Source organism: Janthinobacterium sp. C22, from assembly GCF_057919405.1.
In genome coordinates this window covers 5,355,469-5,371,414 of sequence record NZ_CP193659.1, presented here as the reverse complement: position 1 = coordinate 5,371,414, position 15,946 = coordinate 5,355,469, and the positions used below count along the sequence as shown (strand labels likewise).

Sequence of the window (15,946 nt, the reverse complement as noted above, 5' to 3'; positions counted from 1 at the left end):
ACAGGATCCCATCATGAAAAAAGCTACCTACACCACCATCCCCGGCCTGCTGGCCATGGCCGCCCTCGTTGCCGCCTGCAGCTCCGCACCGACCACCACCAGCCTGCTCGACCAGACGCGCGGCGACTACATGGCGGCGCAATCGAACCCGATGGTATCGACCTACGCGCCGCGCGAATTCCGCGAAGCGAGCGCTGCCCTGGAAGCGGCAAACGCAGCCGCCACGCGCCAGGAAGATAGCGAAAAAGTCGACAAGCTGGCCTACCTGGCCAAGCAAAAGATAGCCACGGCGCAAGAAGTCGCCAAGCAGAAGGCGGCCGAAGCCGATATCGCCAACGCCGGCAAGCAGCGCGACCAGCTGCGCCTCGATGCGCGCACGCAGCAGGCTGACCAGGCCACGGCCCGCGCCCAGGCGGCGCAAGCGGATGCGGAAGCGGCCAAGGCCCAGGCCCAAGCGGCCGAAGCATCGGCGCGCGATGCGCAAGCCCGCGCCGCCGGACTCGAAGCGCAGCTGGCTGACCTGGCCGCCAAGAAAACCGAACGCGGCATGGTGATCACCTTGGGCGACGTGCTGTTTGGCACGGACAAGGCGAACCTGACGGCCGATGGCGCGAATACGGCGCGCAAGCTGGCCGACGTGCTGAAAAACAACCCGCAACGCACCGTGCTGATCGAAGGCTTCACGGATAGCACGGGCGGCTCCGCGCACAACCTGGAATTGTCGCAACGCCGCGCCGAATCCGTGCGCAATGCGCTGCTGGAGCAAGGCATCAGCCGCGACCGCATCGCCACGAAAGGCTATGGCGCCGCCTATCCGGCCGCCGGCAACGATACGGCGGCGAACCGCCAGCTGAATCGCCGGGTGGAAATCGTCTTGTCGGAAGATAACACGGCCATTCCCGCCCGCCGTTAAAACACCAGGCCAAACTACGGTTTTGCCTAGTGTTTGATTTGTTAGTAGGCAGCACCGGCCGAAGGTTGGCCGGTGGATACCCATGCAAGACTTGAAAGGAAACATCATGACCCAAACATCTGTTGAGATTCCAGCTGGCATCGACACGGCCGCCATCCGCGCTGCCGCCCGCAACCTGGACGACGGCGCCGTGACGGCCGGCTATCAGGGCGACCGCCAGGAGTTGATCACCCTGTTGAATGGGGCGCTGGCAACCGAACTGGTGTGTATTGCGCGCTATAAACGCCATTACTACACCGTCAGCGGCCGCGACAATGGCACCATCAAGGCCGAGTTCCTCGAGCATGCGCAGCAGGAGCAGGAACACGCGGACTGGCTGGCCGAGCGCATCGTGCAATTGAATGGCAAGCCAGATTTTAATCCTGCAACATTGCTTGCACGCAGCCATGCCGAGTATGATGACTCCGAAGACGTGCAAAGCATGGTGCGTGCCAATCTGATCGCGGAACGGGTGGCGATCGAGTCGTATCGCCAGATGATCGTGAAAATCGGCGACAAAGACCCAACCACACGCCATTTGTTGATCAAGATCATGGCTGTCGAGGAAGAGCACGCCGATGATATGCGCGATCTAATGGAATAGTGTTTTTGAGTAAAGTAGGTATAGTAACTACATTCATCCACAGCTAAGGAGCTAAACCATGTTGGAAAACAATATCACCACCGTTAATAACGATGTCAAAACCCTGGTCAAGGATGCGCAAGCCCTGTTCAGTGCCGCTGCCGCCCTGACCGGCGAAAAAGCCGATGAAGTGCGCGTCAAGGGCATGAAAACCCTGGACGCCGCCCTGGCCAAGGCGCATGAAGCGCAAGCATCGGCCATCGTCGCGACCAAGCAGATGGCTGCCCAGGCTGACGGCTATGTCAAGGAAAACCCATGGCGCACGGTGGCCGTTGCCGCTGGCGTCGGCGTGCTGGTCGGCTTCATCCTGGGCCGCAAGTAATCCACTTCAGGAGCGATATGGACAAGTCTGCTTCGTCTCACCAGGGGCCGGGATTGATCGGCTCGGTCGCCGGCCTGGCCAAAAACGCCGTCGGACTGATGTTGTCGCGGCTGGAACTGGCCACCATCGAACTGTCGGAAGTGCGCAATCACATGTTGCAGCTGATTGTCATTTTCGCGTTGGCGACGGTGGCGGGCTTGTTCGCCATTGCTTACGGCAGCGTGCTGATCGTCTTCCTGGCCTGGGATAGCCTGGGTTGGAAGATTCTGGCGATCATGACGGTCGTGTTCGTACTGCTGGCCATCGCCCTGGTCATGTATGCGCGTGCCATGCTGCGTCAAGGAAAGCTGTCCATGCCCGCCACCATGGCGGAATTGAAGGCCGACCGCGACATGCTGATGTAAGCGGCCTTACGAGGAGAATTCATGTCGGACAACGACAAACTGGCGGCGCAAGCCGCCCGCAAGCGCCTGCTGATCGCCCAGGGCGAAATGTACCGCGTCGGCATCGTGCATGCGCGCGCCAACGTCGGTTATGCGTTGCGCCCCGAGTCGATGCTGCAGGGCGTGGTGGAAACGGCGGTCGGCTTTGCCGGCCACCGCGTCGAGTCCCTGCTGGCGCCGGGCGGCATGCGTTTGCAAGGCGCCATGCCCTACGTGCTGACGGCGCTATCGTTTATCGGACGCAAGAAGCTGGTCAAGCCGGCCCTGGTCCTCGTGGCCGTGGCCGCCGTGGCCGCCAGCTGGCTGCGCCGCAAGCGCTGAACGCCAGCCGTGTTGCACAGGAACGCCGTCATTGACGGCGTTTCTTTTGCCCGTACCCAACGTCCGGCACGAGCAGGCGCAATCCCTTACAATGATTCACGCCGCATTTTGCGCGGCGGACAGAGGGGCCATCTTGATGACGAATTCGAAGACACCGATCAATCAGTTAAATCCCTCGCGCCTGCGCATCGTGCTGGTGCTGCAGGGCGGCGGCGCACTGGGCGCTTACCAGGCCGGCGTCTACCACGCGCTGCACGAACATGGCCTGGCGCCCGACTGGGTGGTGGGTACCTCGATCGGCGCCATCAATGCCGCCATTTTGGCCGGCAACAAGCACGAGGACAGGCTGGTGCGCCTGAAACAGTTCTGGCAGCGCGTGGCGCACCGCGACAGCATCGACATGAACCTCGTTTCGGACCGGCAGCGCCGCTCGAACATCTGGCTGGCCACGCTCGATACGGTGCTGCGCGGCGTGCCCGGCTTCTTCAAGCCGCGCGCCTTCAGTCTGTTTCCCGTCGGAATCGCCGTCAAGCCGGAAGAGGCCAGCTTCTATGACACCAGCGAGCTGGCCGATACCCTCGAGGAACTGGTCGATTTCGATTACCTGAACCAGCCCGGCGGCATGCGCCTGACGGTCAACGCCCTGCGCGTCAAATGTGGCAGCCTCACCAGTTTCGACAGCCAGCAGCAAGCCCTGACGGCGGACCATATCCGCGCCAGCGGCGCCCTGCCGCCCGGCTTTGCCGGCGTGCGCGTCGATGGCGATTTATATTGGGATGGCGGCCTGTACTCGAATACGCCGCTGGAAACCGTGCTCGACGACACGCCCCACGTTGACACCCTGGTCTTCATGGTGGACCTGTGGAGCTCGGAAGGGCCGGAACCGACCACCCTCGATGAGGTGCAGACGCGGCAAAAGGACGTCACCTTCGCGTCGCGCTCGAAGCGGCATATCGCCGATTATGTCAATACGCACACCTTGCAGCGCAAATTGCGCGAGCTGTACGCCGGCCTGCCCGACACCAAGCACAACCGCCAGCAGACGGAAGAGCTCGTAGCGCTGGGCTGCGACAGCACCATGCATATCGTGCGCCTGCCGTATGCGGGGCGCGACTGGCACATGGCGGCCAAGGATATCAATTTCTCCAAGGGCTCCATCGAGTGGCGCTGGGAGCAGGGCTACCAAGATGGCTTGCGCGCGATCAAGGCGGCCGGCTGGCTGGCCTTCGTCACGGAAGACACGCCGCTCGTGGTGCACGAGTTGCCGCCCTACGAGCGCGACGCCGCTTAGTGACGCCTGTCAAAACCTGCTGCGCGTCGGTATAGGCGGCCTGCGATGCTCACCGTACTAGAGTACGGTTGCGCTTCTTAGCCACCTCTCCCTTCCGCTCGCGACGGTTTTGTCAGGCGTTGCAATTTTGTCTGGCGTCGCAACAGCACGACGCATCACTGCGGATGGGCCGCTGCACGCAGTTTTTCCACATTCGCCATGTCTTGCCGGTAAGTATCCTGCGCCTCCTTCAGGCAGTTGGCGCGCGTGGCGGATGGCTCCAGGCGGCACGCTTTTTTGGCCTCGGTCAGGGCGGCGGCGATTTCCTTGCGCAGGGTGCGCAGCTGGGCTTGCGCCGTGATGTCTTCCTGGTACCAGCGTTGCGGGTCGCCCGGCTGCGGCGTGGCCGTCTGGGCCAGTGCCAGTGGTGCCACGCTGCAGGCGAACAGGGCGGCCAAGAGTGTGTTGTGGATAGTCATGATATTTCCTCCTTGAAATAGAAAAGGCGCCGAAGCGCCTTTTTTACAACCTGCCCGTCAGTAATAGCAGGATCAGTATCACTACGACCAGGCCGGCGATGCCGCTGGGGCCGTAGCCCCAGTTGCGGCTATGCGGCCAGGTAGGCAGGACGCCGACCAGGGCCAGGATCAAAATGATCAGAATGATGGTGCCCATGGCAACTCCTTGTTATCGTACGACTCATGCGGATGGCGGATGCCTGCTGACAAGCTCCGCCGAAAATTAATAGCGGTAGACGCGGCCGTCGACGACGCGCACGCGATTACCTGGGCGCAAATCATTCGCGTTGTCCTGCACCACGGTGCGGTATTCGCCGTTGTCGAGACGCACGCTGATCTGGTAAGCCTGGGCTTGCTGTTTGCGGCCTTCCACCTGGTTGCCGACCACGCCGCCGGCAACGGCGCCCGCCACGGTGGCGGCCGTGCGTCCGCTGCCTGAACCGATGGTATTGCCCAGCAGGGCGCCGGCGATGCCGCCGACCACGGCGCCGGCGCCGCTGGTTTGACCGCCACCCTGCACGATCTGGATGGAATCGACGGTGCCGTACATGGCGGACTCAGGCTGGTTGGCCGGGTAATACTGTTGTGACTGGGAAGGACCGGTGGCGCAACCGCTCAATACGGCGGTGGCGGCAAGCATCAGTGCAGCCAAGGTGGCGTTGGTTTTCATTTTATTCTCCTGACGAGGTGAGGGTGTAGTGCCATCTTAGTCATGCCCCCGTCCCCGGTCTGTACGCTGCCGCACGTACCTATTTGGTATCAAAACGGCACTTTTGGCTGGAACGATCCGCCAAAACGTTGTTATTTCTCCCTGTCTGCCTTCCGCTTTCAAAATAAATTACTTGTGTACGGCAGCGTACAGAAGAGTGGCCACGATCCACGTAAAACGGTAGTCATGCCAAGCAGACATGCTTGCTACCACCAGGGAGAAATACAACATGAACAAGAATAAGCTTTTCACCGCCATCGTCGTCAGCCTGGCATGCGCCGCCTGGGGCGGCCAGGCAGTGGCGGCCACGCCGGAAGCGAAAGCAGCCTACAAGGCGGCCAATGAACAGGCTGGCCTGAACTACAAGCTGGCGCATGCCGAGTGCGAAAAAATCACGGGCAACCCAAAGGATGTCTGCATCGCTGAAGCGAAGGCCGTGCGCGCCTACGATGAAGCCGTGGCGCAGGCGCAATACACGAATACCTTGCGTGCCTATACCAAGGCGCGCATCAAGATTGCCGATGCCAATTACGACGTCGACCTGGCCCGCTGCAATGCGCTGACGGGCAACGACAAGGATGTCTGCGTCAAGCTGGCCAAGTCCACCAAGGTGGCGGCCCTGGCCGACGCCAAGGCGGACAAGAAAGTCATCGAAGCGCGCAGCGATGCGCGTGAAGCAAAAAGAAAAGCCGAGTACAAGGTCGCGACAGAAAAATGCGATGCATTAGCCGGCGCAGCCAAGGATGACTGTATCAAGGCTGCAAAAACCCAGTTTGGCTACTGAGTGCCCTCCGGCGCGCAGGCACCACGCTGGTATAAGAAGCTCATTGTGAGCACATTGATTGACCACTCCTAAGGAAAAAACCATGAAATTCACTAAATCTATCGCTACTGGCCTTTTCGTCGCTTCCCTGTTCGCCGTTGCAGGCTGCGCTTCGACCCCAACCAAGGAAGGCACGGGCGAGTACATCGACGACGCGGCCATCACCACCAAAGTGAAAGCCAGCATCTTCAACGAGCCGACCCTGAAATCGACGGAAATCAACGTTGAAACCTTCAAGGGCGTGGTGCAGCTGAGCGGCTTCGTGGCCCAGCCAGCCGATGCCGCCAAAGCGGGCGAAGTCGCCCGTGGCGTCAAGGGCGTGAAGTCGGTGAAAAACGACATCCGCGTCAAGTAATGGCCTGACCTGCCGCAGCGGCCAGCCCTATGGCTGGCACTGCGGCCCTCCACCGACCGTCGCGGGAATCGCATGCATATCCAGCCTACAGATACCCCGCCCGAGCCGGTGGCGGCTGCCTCCACCGAGCCTGCCGGGCCACCTCCCGGCGCGCCCGTCGAGCACCCGGACGCCTCGCTGCGTTTGCCGCTGCACGTCAACGCGCGCGGCATGGCCCTGGGCATCATCGCCACCGTCAGCTTCATCTATGCGCTGCAGTGGGCACAGAAATTCCTCATTCCCGTCATCTTCGGCATTTTCATTGCCTATACCCTCAATCCCGTCGTGGCCTGGCTGGAAAAGCTGCGCCTGCCGCGCGCCATCGGCGCCACGGCCGTCACGGCCCTGATACTGTTCGGTTCCCTCGTCGTCGTCGAGCGCGTGCAGGGCGAATTCGAATCCATCGTGGAAGAGTTACCGGCCGCCACGCACAAGCTGTCGCGGCTGATCGCCGCCAATACGGGCGGCAAGAACAGTACCTTCCAGAAAATGCAGGCCGTGGCCAATGAAATCGAGCAAGTGGCCGCCGGCGCCGAAGCGCGCCGCAACAACCGCCGCGCCGCCGCCGCCGAGGCGCCCAACTTCAAGATCATGGACTGGGTCTGGGCCGGTTCGCTGGGCCTGGTGGGCTTTCTCAGCCAGGCCACCATGGTCATCTTCCTCGTGTTTTTCCTGCTGCTGTCGGGCGACACCTTCAAACGCAAGCTCGTCAAGCTGACGGGACCGTCGTTGAGCCGCAAGAAGGTCACCGTGCACATCCTGGAAGACATCAATACCTCGATCCAGAACTATATGTTCATGCTGCTCGTCACGAATGTCTTGCTGGCCGTCCTGATGTGGATCGCCCTGCGCGTGATCGGCCTGGAAAACGCGGGCGCCTGGGCCATCGTGGCCGGCTTGCTGCACATCATGCCGTACTTCGGCCCCTTGCTCATCACCATCGCCACGGGCCTGGTCGCCTTCCTGCAGTTCGAATCGCTGGAAATGGTCTTGCTGGTGACGGGCACGTCGATGGCCATCGCCACCCTGGTGGGCACCTTCGTCACCACCTGGATGACGGGGCGCATCGCGCGCATGAATCCCACGGCCGTGTTCGTCAGCCTGCTGTTCTGGGGCTGGCTGTGGGGCGTCTGGGGCTTGCTGCTGGGCGTGCCCATCATCGTCATCGCGAAGGTCGTGGCCGAGCGCGTGCAAGGCATGGAAGTGGTGGCGGAACTGCTGGGCGAATAGCTTGTGGCAACGCAAACGGCGCCCGCGGGCGCCGTTGTTGCATCAGGAACGCCGGCTTACGACTGGTGGCGTTTGAGTATCTTCACTTGCACGTCGCCATCGTCCGTCTTCGGCATATCCTTCATGCTGCCCAACTGCAGGGCGAACTGGCGCGTGAATTCGGCGCCCAGGAAGAAGATTTGCGCCGAGTAATACACCCATAGCAGCAGGGCCACCAGTGAACCGGCGGCGCCATAGCTGCTGGCCACGCCGCTATTGCCGATATACACGCCAATCGCATATTTCCCCAGTGAAAACATGAAGGCCGTGCCCACGGCGCCGATCACCACGTCGCGCCAGGACAGGCGCACGCGCGGCAGCATCTTATAGATGACGGCAAACAGGCTGGCGATGACGGCAAAGCCGATCAGGTTCGACAGGATGGTAAACAGCACGGCCGTATCTTTCCACACGCCTTCCCAGAAGTTGGCGAGGATGGCCATGGCGGCGTTGACCACCAGCGACACCATCAGCAGGAAGGCCAGCACCAGCACCAGGCCGAAGGAGAGCAAGCGCGTGCGCACCATATCCCAGGCACCGGCTTCCTTCAGCGGTGGCACTTGCCAGATTTCATCGAGGCTGGCCTTCAGTTCGGCAAACACGCTGGTGGCGCCAAACAGCAGCAGGGCGCTGGCGATGAGGGTGGCGATGCGGCCCTGTTCATGGTTTTTCGCGCCGGCCAGCACCAGCTGGATGGCTTCTGCGCCTTGCGTGCCCAGCAATCCTTGCAGTTGCCCCATCAGCTCGCCGCGCGCGGCGGCAGGGCCATAGAAAAAGCCGGCGATGGCGATCACCAGCACGAGGATGGGGGCGATGGAAAACAGGGTGTAATAGGCGAGGGCGGCGCCCTTGCTCGAGGCGCGGTGCTCCAGCCATTCGGTGACGGAGCAGACGATGACACTGCGCATCTGCCTGCTGAGCGGCGCCAGGCCGGCCAGCCTGGGATAGCGGGTAGAGAAATTCATGATGGCTTTCAATGCAAAAAAGGGGCGCGAGCCCCTTTTTCTATTCACAAGTGGCGTACCACTGTCGAGCTTACTGCACGCGGCGTTCGATGGTGATCTGTTCCACTTCAACGCGGCGGTTTGGTTCCAGGCACTTGATCAGGTCGGCACGTTTCTTGTTATCGCAGGTGACGACAGGATTGGTCGAGCCCTTGCCTTCGGCCGTCAGGCGGTTGGCGGCGACACCGTGGGCCACCAGGTATTCCTTGACTGCATCAGCGCGCTGCTGCGACAGTTTCAGGTTGTACTTGGGTGAACCGATGCGGTCGGCATAACCACTGATGACGACGTTGTTGACGTCCGGCGCTGCGTTCAGCACGCGGGCGATTTCGTCGAGCTTGGTCTGTGTCGGACCCAGCTTGGCGCTGTCGAACGCGAACAGTTCCGTTGCCGACATCGTCACTTTTTCAAAGCGTGCTGGCGGCGGTGGCGGTGGTGGCGGCGGCACGACGACGACGACTTCCTCGCGCACTGGCGGCGGCGGCGGTGGTGGTGGCGGCGCAGCCGGTTTGTCGAACGCGTAGTTCAGGCCCACGGTGACATAGTAGTTGTTGGATTTGCTGCTTGGATCGAAGGTATTGCCGCGCAGGAAACCGTGCACGTTGCGCACGTCAGCCTGCAGGGACAGCTGCTCCGTGATGCTGGACTGGAAACCCAGGCCCACGCTCGCGTATGGCGAGCTCTTCGTGCGTTCACCGAAGGCGAAGCTGGTGTCCTTGTCGCGCTGCATGCCGGCACCGACCAGCAGGAAAGGACGGAAGGCTTTACGCGAGAACATGTACAAGCCGTCTACGCCCAGCGTATTTTGCTGGTAGCGCTGACCGCCATCCTTGGAGCGGGCATACGTGGTGCCCAGCTGGATATCCCAGTCCTGGGAAACAGGCTTACCGAAACGCAAGCCTGCGCCATAGCCGGTTTTGTCCGTGGCGAAGTCGGAATCTGGCTTGAGTGCGTTGATGCTAGGTTGAATATACCAGGAGGGATTGATTTCCTGGGCCTGTGCGCCGAGGGCGGAGCACAGGACTGCGGCGGCAACGGCGATTTTTTTAGATTATTCACAAGTAACTCCCAACGTTGATAAGAGATTTTCTCTACGGCATCAAAACGACATCTTGCTACACGTGCTATTGCTAGAGATAGACCACACTTCCAGGTGCGCTTTCTTGCGATAAATGCACTGCTGTTGGACTAGAGAATACGTTTGCAGGTTCAGGTGGTCGGTGCGCTGGCGCACAAAGCATTGCGGTATATCAATGGTGTTGCAGATTCACGACAAAGACTTTGGTGTTGAAAAAACTAATTTTATTGGTGAAATTTTTACAAGCGCGGGCTTTTCCTGGCGGCGCGGCAAGAGGCAATCGTACGACTTGTCACCTGCATGCCACTGTATATTAGCAACAATGATGAGCTTGATAACTAATATTACATTGATGTTGTATTCCTGCCGCGTTCTGTTGCTTTTTCAGGTTTCCGCCAAGCAACTTTTGCGCGCCGCAGCCAGCTCCGCCACTTTTCATCAAGGAGTTACCCGTGCCTGACCTGAGCCATATTCTTACTTCCCCGCTGCCTGGCAAGCTGGGCCCGCTGTGTCTGCTGCTGTCGCTGGGCCTGGCGACGCCGGCCTGGGCCGATAGCGGCGTGTCCCTGTTTTCACCGAGCGGCACGGTCAAGGCCGTGCGCCAGGTACGGGCCCAGTTCGCCACGCCGATGGTGCCGTTCGGCGACATGGGCTTGCCCGCGCCGTTCGCCATCGATTGCGGCAAGGCGGAGCCGGCCGTCGTGGCGGGCGCGGGGCGCTGGGCTGACGAACGCAACTGGAACTTCGATTTCGAGCGCGACTTGCCGGCCGGCGTGGCCTGCAGCTTCACCTTGCAGCCGGGGCTGAAGGATCTGGCGGGCAAGCCTTTGCAGGGAACGGCATCCTACCGCTTTTCCATGGGAGGTCCGGCCATCGTCGAGGCCGTGCCCTATGATGGCCAGCCCTACATCGATGAAAACCAGATCTTCGTGCTGGGCCTGGACGCCGCGCCGAACGAGGCCAGCGTGGCCGCCAACGCGTATTGCCGCGCCGATGGCATCAATGAAAAGATTCCCGTGCGCCTGCTCAAAGGCAAGGAACTGGAGCAGGTATTGACCCTGCGCAAGAGCTTTCTCGACCGCTACCTGACCGTGTACTTCAAGAAGCGGGGCACGGTCTGGAAAGCGGGCATGCCCGTCGCCAGCAAGGGCGCGCCGCCGCTGCCCGTGACCGTGCTGCAATGCAAGCGCAGCTTCCCCGCCAACGCCAAGGTATCCTTGGTGTGGGGCGAGGGCATCGCCAGCGCCGGCGGCATCGCTACGGACAAGGCGCAAACCCTGCAGTTCAAGACGCGGCCCGATTTTACGGCCAAGTTCAGCTGCGAGCGCAGCAATCCGAAGGAGCAGTGCATCCCCTTCCTGCCCATGCGCGTGCAGTTTTCCGCGCCCGTGAGCGCGTCGCTGGTGCGCGCCATGACCCTGAAGGGCGGCGGCAAGACGTATGCGCCGACGATTTCCAAAGAGGAAGAAAAGGCGGAATTCCTGTATGGCGCCGTCTTCAATGGCCCATTCCCTGTGCAGGCCAGCCTGGTGCTGAGCTTGCCGCCGGGCTTGAAGGACGATGCGGGCCGCGCCTTGCTCAACCGCGCGCGCTTCCCCATGACGGTGCGCACGGGCGAACAGCCGCCGCTGCTGAAGTTCCCGGCCCCGTTCGGCATCATCGAAGCGAAGGGCGACGGCTTGCTGCCCGTCACTGTGCGCAATATCGAGCCCGTGCTGTCGGGCAAGGAAATCGCCCAGCCATCCGCTGCCGCCACGGGTGCCACCTTGCGCGTGCCCGACAATGACGACAAGTTCGTCATCGAGTGGATGCAGCGCCTGGCCGGCAATGGCGCCGGGGGCGAGTACTGGCAGCCGTACGCCCAGTATGCGGGCAACATGAGCAAATCCGTGCTGGCGGACGCCGCCGGCACGCGCCCCATCAGCCTGCCGCGCCCCGATGGCAGGAAAACCTTTGAAGTGATCGGCATTCCGCTGCAGAAACCGGGCTTTTATGTAGTCGAGCTGGCCAGCCCCATCCTCGGCAAGGTGCTGCTGGGCAAGCCGACGACGGCGTATATCCGCACGGCCGCGCTGGTGACGAACCTGGCGGCCCACTTCAAGCACGGCGCGCAATCGTCGCTCGTGTGGGTCACGTCGCTGGACAAGGGCGCGCCTGTTGCGAAAGCGCAAGTGGCCGTGCGCGACTGCGCCGGCAAGCTGCTGTGGCAGGGCGCCACGGGCGCGGACGGCGTGGCGCACATCCCCGGCGAGCTGGCCGCTTCCAGCTGCAAGAACAATGGCCGCTACTTTATCAGTGCGCGCAGCGGCGGCGACATGACGTTCACCCTGTCGGACTGGGTGGGCGGCATCGAAGCCTGGCGTTTCAACCTGCCCACGGACGACACGCGCGCCGACAACACCCTGCTGGCGACGGTATTCGACCGCACCTTGCTGCGCGCCGGCGAAACCGTGCACATGAAGCATTTCATCCGCAAGCACACGGGCGAGGGCATGAGCCTGGTCGACAAGAACAACGGCCCCGGCAGCGCCACCTCCATCGTCATCACGCACCAGGGCAGCGACCAGAACTATCAATTACCGCTGCGCTGGTCCGCCGGCGGCACGGCGGAAAGCGACTGGCTCATCCCCGCCGACGCCAAGCAGGGCGAATACAGCGTGACGATGGCTGGCCGTCCGTCCGGCAGATTCCGCGTGGAAGCGTTTCGCGTGCCGACCATGAAAGCCGTGCTGCAGGGCCCGAAAGCGCCCGCCGTGCAGGCCAGGCAGCTGGCCCTGGATGCGCAAATCAGCTACCTGGCCGGCGGCGCCGCCACCAACGCGCCCGTCAAGCTGCGTACGGTGCTGCAGGACAAGAGCGTGACGTTTGCCGACTATCCCGACTATAGCTTCAGCAATGGCGACGTGAAGGAAGGTCTTGTCAAGCAGGGCACGGGCTATGACGACGATGAGGGCGAGTGGCAGGACGAGGGCCGTGGCGGCCCCGCCGGCGCCGGCGCGGCTGCCGCGCGCACGCAAAGCTTGACCCTGGACAAGGCGGGCGGCGCGCGCATCGTCATCGACCAGCTGCCGCAGCTGTCCGTGCCGCGCGACCTGGTGGCGGAAATGGCTTTCCAGGATGCGAATGGCGAGACGGCCTCGGTGGCCACGCGCGTGCCGCTGTGGCCCTCCAACTATGTGATCGGCATCAAGCCCGATGCCTGGGCCTTGAGCAAGGATGCCTTCAAGTTCACGGTGGCCGTGCTCGGTACCAATGGCAAGCCGGTGGCGAATGCCCCTGTGGCCGTCGACTTCTTCCAGCGCAACAGCTATTCGCACCGCCGGCGCCTGATCGGCGGCTTCTATGCGTATGAAAACAGCAGCGAAGTCGTCAAGCTGGGCCAAGCGTGCTCGGGCAAGACGGACAACAAGGGCTTGCTGGTCTGCGACGTGAAGGCGCCCGCCAGCGGCAATCTGGTGTTGCGCGCCCGCACGCAGGACAGTGCCGGCAACGCGGCCGTCGCCAACCGCGAAACGTGGGTGGCCGGCAGCGGCGACTGGTGGTTCAACGCCAGCGACAATGACCGCATCGACGTCTTGCCTGAAAAGAAACGCTATGAACCGGGCCAGGAAGCCAGCTTGCAGGTACGCATGCCGTTCCGCGCGGGCACGGCGCTGATCACGGTCGAGCGCGAAGGCATCCTCGACACCTATGTGCGCCAGCTCAATGGCCGGGAACCGGTGGTGACCATCCCGGTCAAACCGAATTATGCGCCGAATGTGTATGTGTCCGTGTTTGTCGTGCGGGGCAGGGTTGATGGCGTGCAGCCGACGGCCCTGGTTGACCTGGGCAAGCCGGCCTACAAGATGGGCATCGCGCCGCTGAACGTGGGGTGGCAGGCGCACGAGCTGAACGTCATGGTGGTGTCCGACAAGGAAGTGTACAAGACGCGCGACAAGGCGGAAGTGTCCGTGCGCGTGCGCCGCGCCGACGGCAAGGCCTTGCCGGCCGGCGCCGAAGTGGCGCTGGCGGCCGTCGACACGGGGCTGCTGGAACTGATGCCCAACGATAGCTGGAAGTTGCTCGATACCATGATGGCGCAGCGCAGCTTGCAAGTGGAAACGGCGACGGCACAGATGCAGGTGATCGGCAAGCGCCATTTCGGCCGCAAGGCCTTCCCGGCCGGCGGTGGCGGCGGCAAGGGCGCCAGCCGCGAGCTGTTCGACACCCTGCTGTTCTGGAAGGGCACCGTCAAGCTCGACGCCAAGGGCGAAGCGACGGTGCAAGTGCCGCTCAACGATTCCTTGACGGGCTTCCGCATCGTTGCCATCGCCAGCGCGGGCAAGGAATTGTTTGGCACGGGCAGCACGGACATCCGCAGCTCGCAAGACTTGATCTTGATGTCGGGCTTGCCGACCCTCGTGCGCGAAGGCGACCAGCTGCGCGCGGGTTTTACTGTGCGCAACACCTCGGCCGCATCCTTGAACGTGGAACTCAACGCCAGCGCGGCAGGCAAGGCGCTGCCGCGCCAAAGCTTGACGTTGGCTGCCGGCGAAGCGCGCGAAACGGGCTGGGATTACCAGGTGCCGCTCGGTGCGCAGAATGTCGTTTGGGAGATAGTCGCCAAGGCGGGCAGCCACACGGACAAGCTGAAAATCACGCAAAAGGTAGGCCAGGCCACGCCCGTGCGCACGTATCAAGCCACCTTGCTGCAGATCGAGAAACCCGTCAATATGTCCGTGCAGATGCCGGCCGGCGCCTTGCCGGGCCGGGGCGGCATCCAGACCAGCTTTGTCGCCAGGCTGGGCGGCGAGTTGCCCGGCGTGCGCGAGTACATGGCCGCCTATCCGTACACCTGCTTCGAGCAAAACACGTCGAAAGCCATCGCCCTGCAAGACCAGGAGGCGTGGAACAAGCTGGCCGCCACCCTGCCCGCCTATCTGGACAGCGATGGCATGCTGAAATACTTCCCCATCATGGAGCAGGGCAGCGACAGCCTGACGGCCTACGTGCTGTCGGCCACCAGGAAGCGGGCTATGCGATTCCGGAACAGACGAAGAACCGCATGGAAGCCGCCTTGACGGCCTTCGTGCAGGGCAAGATCGTGCGCCGTTCCGCGCTGGCCACGACCGACCTGGCCGTGCGCAAGCTGGCCGCGCTGGAAGCGCTGTCGCGTTCGGGCAAGGTGCCGCCCGATGCGCTGGAGAGCATCAGCATCAGCCCGAACCTGTGGCCCACTTCCGCCGTCATCGACTGGAGCTTGTTGCTACAACGCACGCCCGGCCTGGCGCGCCGCGATGCGCTGCTGGCCGAGGCGCAGCAGATCTTGCGTGCGCGCCTGAATTTCCAGGGCACGACCATGGGCTTTTCCACCGAGCGCAAGGATAACTGGTGGTGGCTGATGGTGTCCGGCGACGTCAACGCCAACCGTTTATTGCTGGCCGTGATGGACGACCCGGCGTGGAAGGACGATATCGGCCGCCTGGTGCGCGGCAGCATGGGCCGCCAGAAGAAGGGCCGCTGGGATACGACGGTGGCCAACGCCTGGGGTACCCTGGCCATCGCCAAATTCTCGGCCAAATTCGAGTCCACACAAGTGACGGGCGCCAGCGCCGTCAAGCTGGGCGGCGATACGCAAGCGCTCGTGTGGAATGGCGCGGCGAAAGTGGGCCCCGTGCTGCAGGCGTGGCCGAAGGGCATGGACACCCTGGGCCTGGCGCACAGCGGTACGGGCAAGCCGTGGGCCACCGTGCAAAGCCTGGCGGCCATCCCGCTCAAGGCGCCCGTCTCCAGCGGCTACACGATCAGGAAAACCATCACGCCCGTGGAGCAGAAGACGGCGGGTGCCTGGTCGCGCGGCGACGTCTACCGCGTCCGCCTGGATTTATCGGCGCAGGCGGACATGAGCTGGGTGGTGGTCGACGACCCGATTCCCGCCAGCGCCAGCGTGCTGGGCAATGGCCTGGGCCGCGATTCGCAGCTGCTGACGGCCGGTGAAAAGTCCACGGGTTGGGTCTGGCCCACGTTCGAGGAGCGCGCGTTCGACGCCTTCCGCGCGTATTACGCGTTTGTGCCGAAAGGCAACTGGAGCGTGGAATACACGGTGCGCCTGAACAATGCCGGGGATTTCAGCCTGCCGGCCACGCGCATCGAAGCGATGTATTCGCCCGAGATGTTTGGCGAAGCGCCGAATGCGAATGTCAAGGTGGGCCAGTGAAGAG

Annotated in this window: 17 protein-coding genes; 12 read left to right on the top strand and 5 right to left on the bottom strand. The window is 62.7% G+C overall.

All coding sequences use genetic code 11. The features are described from left to right. The first annotated feature begins 13 nt into the window (after positions 1-13). The 6 genes from ACRHIG_RS25090 (at position 14) to ACRHIG_RS25065 (ending at position 3,972) form a co-directional block, all read left to right on the top strand. Entirely contained in the window at positions 14-913 is a 900-nt protein-coding gene (locus tag ACRHIG_RS25090) for an OmpA family protein (RefSeq protein WP_475413713.1), read from the top strand. 82 nt (positions 914-995) lie between these two features. Further along, positions 996-1,556 carry a ferritin-like domain-containing protein gene (locus ACRHIG_RS25085; RefSeq protein WP_475413712.1) on the top strand — a complete coding sequence of 187 codons (561 nt, stop codon included), beginning with the start codon at positions 996-998 and terminating at the stop codon, positions 1,554-1,556. A gap of 58 nt (positions 1,557-1,614) precedes the next feature. Beyond that, positions 1,615-1,917 (top strand): ElaB/YgaM/YqjD family protein, encoded by a 303-nt coding sequence (locus ACRHIG_RS25080; RefSeq protein ID WP_035826246.1) that lies wholly within the window; start codon positions 1,615-1,617, stop codon positions 1,915-1,917. Positions 1,918-1,934: 17 nt separating this feature from the next. Further along, positions 1,935-2,321 (top strand): phage holin family protein, encoded by a 387-nt coding sequence (locus ACRHIG_RS25075; protein ID WP_034758936.1) that lies wholly within the window; start codon positions 1,935-1,937, stop codon positions 2,319-2,321. A 21-nt stretch (positions 2,322-2,342) separates the two neighbouring features. Continuing rightward, positions 2,343-2,681: a hypothetical protein gene (locus tag ACRHIG_RS25070; RefSeq protein ID WP_034786335.1), complete on the top strand. Its 339-nt coding sequence runs from the start codon at positions 2,343-2,345 to the stop codon at positions 2,679-2,681. 136 nt (positions 2,682-2,817) lie between these two features. After that, positions 2,818-3,972: a patatin-like phospholipase family protein gene (locus ACRHIG_RS25065; RefSeq protein ID WP_475413711.1), complete on the top strand. Its 1,155-nt coding sequence runs from the start codon at positions 2,818-2,820 to the stop codon at positions 3,970-3,972. Positions 3,973-4,127: 155 nt separating this feature from the next. Here ACRHIG_RS25065 and ACRHIG_RS25060 read toward each other — a convergent pair whose 3' ends face one another. From ACRHIG_RS25060 to ACRHIG_RS25050, 3 genes are all read right to left on the bottom strand, one after another. Further along, complete coding sequence (locus ACRHIG_RS25060; protein ID WP_489628267.1) at positions 4,128-4,430, bottom strand: hypothetical protein; 303 nt, start codon at positions 4,428-4,430, stop codon at positions 4,128-4,130. Positions 4,431-4,473: 43 nt separating this feature from the next. Continuing rightward, positions 4,474-4,626 (bottom strand): DUF3309 family protein, encoded by a 153-nt coding sequence (locus tag ACRHIG_RS25055; RefSeq protein WP_010396415.1) that lies wholly within the window; start codon positions 4,624-4,626, stop codon positions 4,474-4,476. 66 nt (positions 4,627-4,692) lie between these two features. Beyond that, positions 4,693-5,139, bottom strand: coding sequence for an outer membrane lipoprotein (locus tag ACRHIG_RS25050; protein ID WP_034758920.1), 447 nt, complete (start codon positions 5,137-5,139; stop codon positions 4,693-4,695). A 268-nt stretch (positions 5,140-5,407) separates the two neighbouring features. Between ACRHIG_RS25050 and ACRHIG_RS25045 the strand changes: the two genes are divergently transcribed. The 3 genes from ACRHIG_RS25045 to ACRHIG_RS25035 all read left to right on the top strand — a co-directional run bounded on the left by ACRHIG_RS25045 (position 5,408) and on the right by ACRHIG_RS25035 (position 7,625). Further along, positions 5,408-5,962, top strand: coding sequence for a hypothetical protein (locus ACRHIG_RS25045; RefSeq protein WP_071078642.1), 555 nt, complete (start codon positions 5,408-5,410; stop codon positions 5,960-5,962). Between the two features lie 82 nt (positions 5,963-6,044). Beyond that, complete coding sequence (locus tag ACRHIG_RS25040; protein ID WP_034758914.1) at positions 6,045-6,356, top strand: BON domain-containing protein; 312 nt, start codon at positions 6,045-6,047, stop codon at positions 6,354-6,356. Positions 6,357-6,428: 72 nt separating this feature from the next. Continuing rightward, positions 6,429-7,625, top strand: coding sequence for an AI-2E family transporter (locus tag ACRHIG_RS25035; RefSeq protein WP_489628266.1), 1,197 nt, complete (start codon positions 6,429-6,431; stop codon positions 7,623-7,625). A gap of 56 nt (positions 7,626-7,681) precedes the next feature. Here ACRHIG_RS25035 and ACRHIG_RS25030 read toward each other — a convergent pair whose 3' ends face one another. Together ACRHIG_RS25030 and ACRHIG_RS25025 are read right to left on the bottom strand one after the other, a co-directional pair. Continuing rightward, on the bottom strand, positions 7,682-8,629 hold the full coding sequence (locus ACRHIG_RS25030) for a YihY/virulence factor BrkB family protein (protein WP_475413708.1): 948 nt from the start codon (positions 8,627-8,629) through the stop codon (positions 7,682-7,684). 70 nt (positions 8,630-8,699) lie between these two features. After that, positions 8,700-9,710 carry an OmpA family protein gene (locus ACRHIG_RS25025; RefSeq protein WP_489630873.1) on the bottom strand — a complete coding sequence of 337 codons (1,011 nt, stop codon included), beginning with the start codon at positions 9,708-9,710 and terminating at the stop codon, positions 8,700-8,702. Positions 9,711-9,888: 178 nt separating this feature from the next. On the opposite strand from ACRHIG_RS25025, the gene ACRHIG_RS25020 reads away from it, so the two are divergent. From ACRHIG_RS25020 to ACRHIG_RS25010, 3 genes are read left to right on the top strand one after another with little or no spacing between them, the layout of a single operon-like run. Then, positions 9,889-10,206 (top strand): hypothetical protein, encoded by a 318-nt coding sequence (locus ACRHIG_RS25020; RefSeq protein WP_489628265.1) that lies wholly within the window; start codon positions 9,889-9,891, stop codon positions 10,204-10,206. Next, positions 10,199-14,806, top strand: a complete 4,608-nt coding sequence (locus ACRHIG_RS25015; RefSeq protein WP_489628264.1) for an alpha-2-macroglobulin family protein — start codon at positions 10,199-10,201, stop codon at positions 14,804-14,806. The genes ACRHIG_RS25020 and ACRHIG_RS25015 overlap by 8 nt, the downstream gene beginning before the upstream one ends. Beyond that, positions 14,791-15,942 (top strand): alpha-2-macroglobulin family protein, encoded by a 1,152-nt coding sequence (locus ACRHIG_RS25010; RefSeq protein WP_489628263.1) that lies wholly within the window; start codon positions 14,791-14,793, stop codon positions 15,940-15,942. The genes ACRHIG_RS25015 and ACRHIG_RS25010 overlap by 16 nt, the downstream gene beginning before the upstream one ends. Positions 15,943-15,946 lie beyond the last annotated feature (4 nt).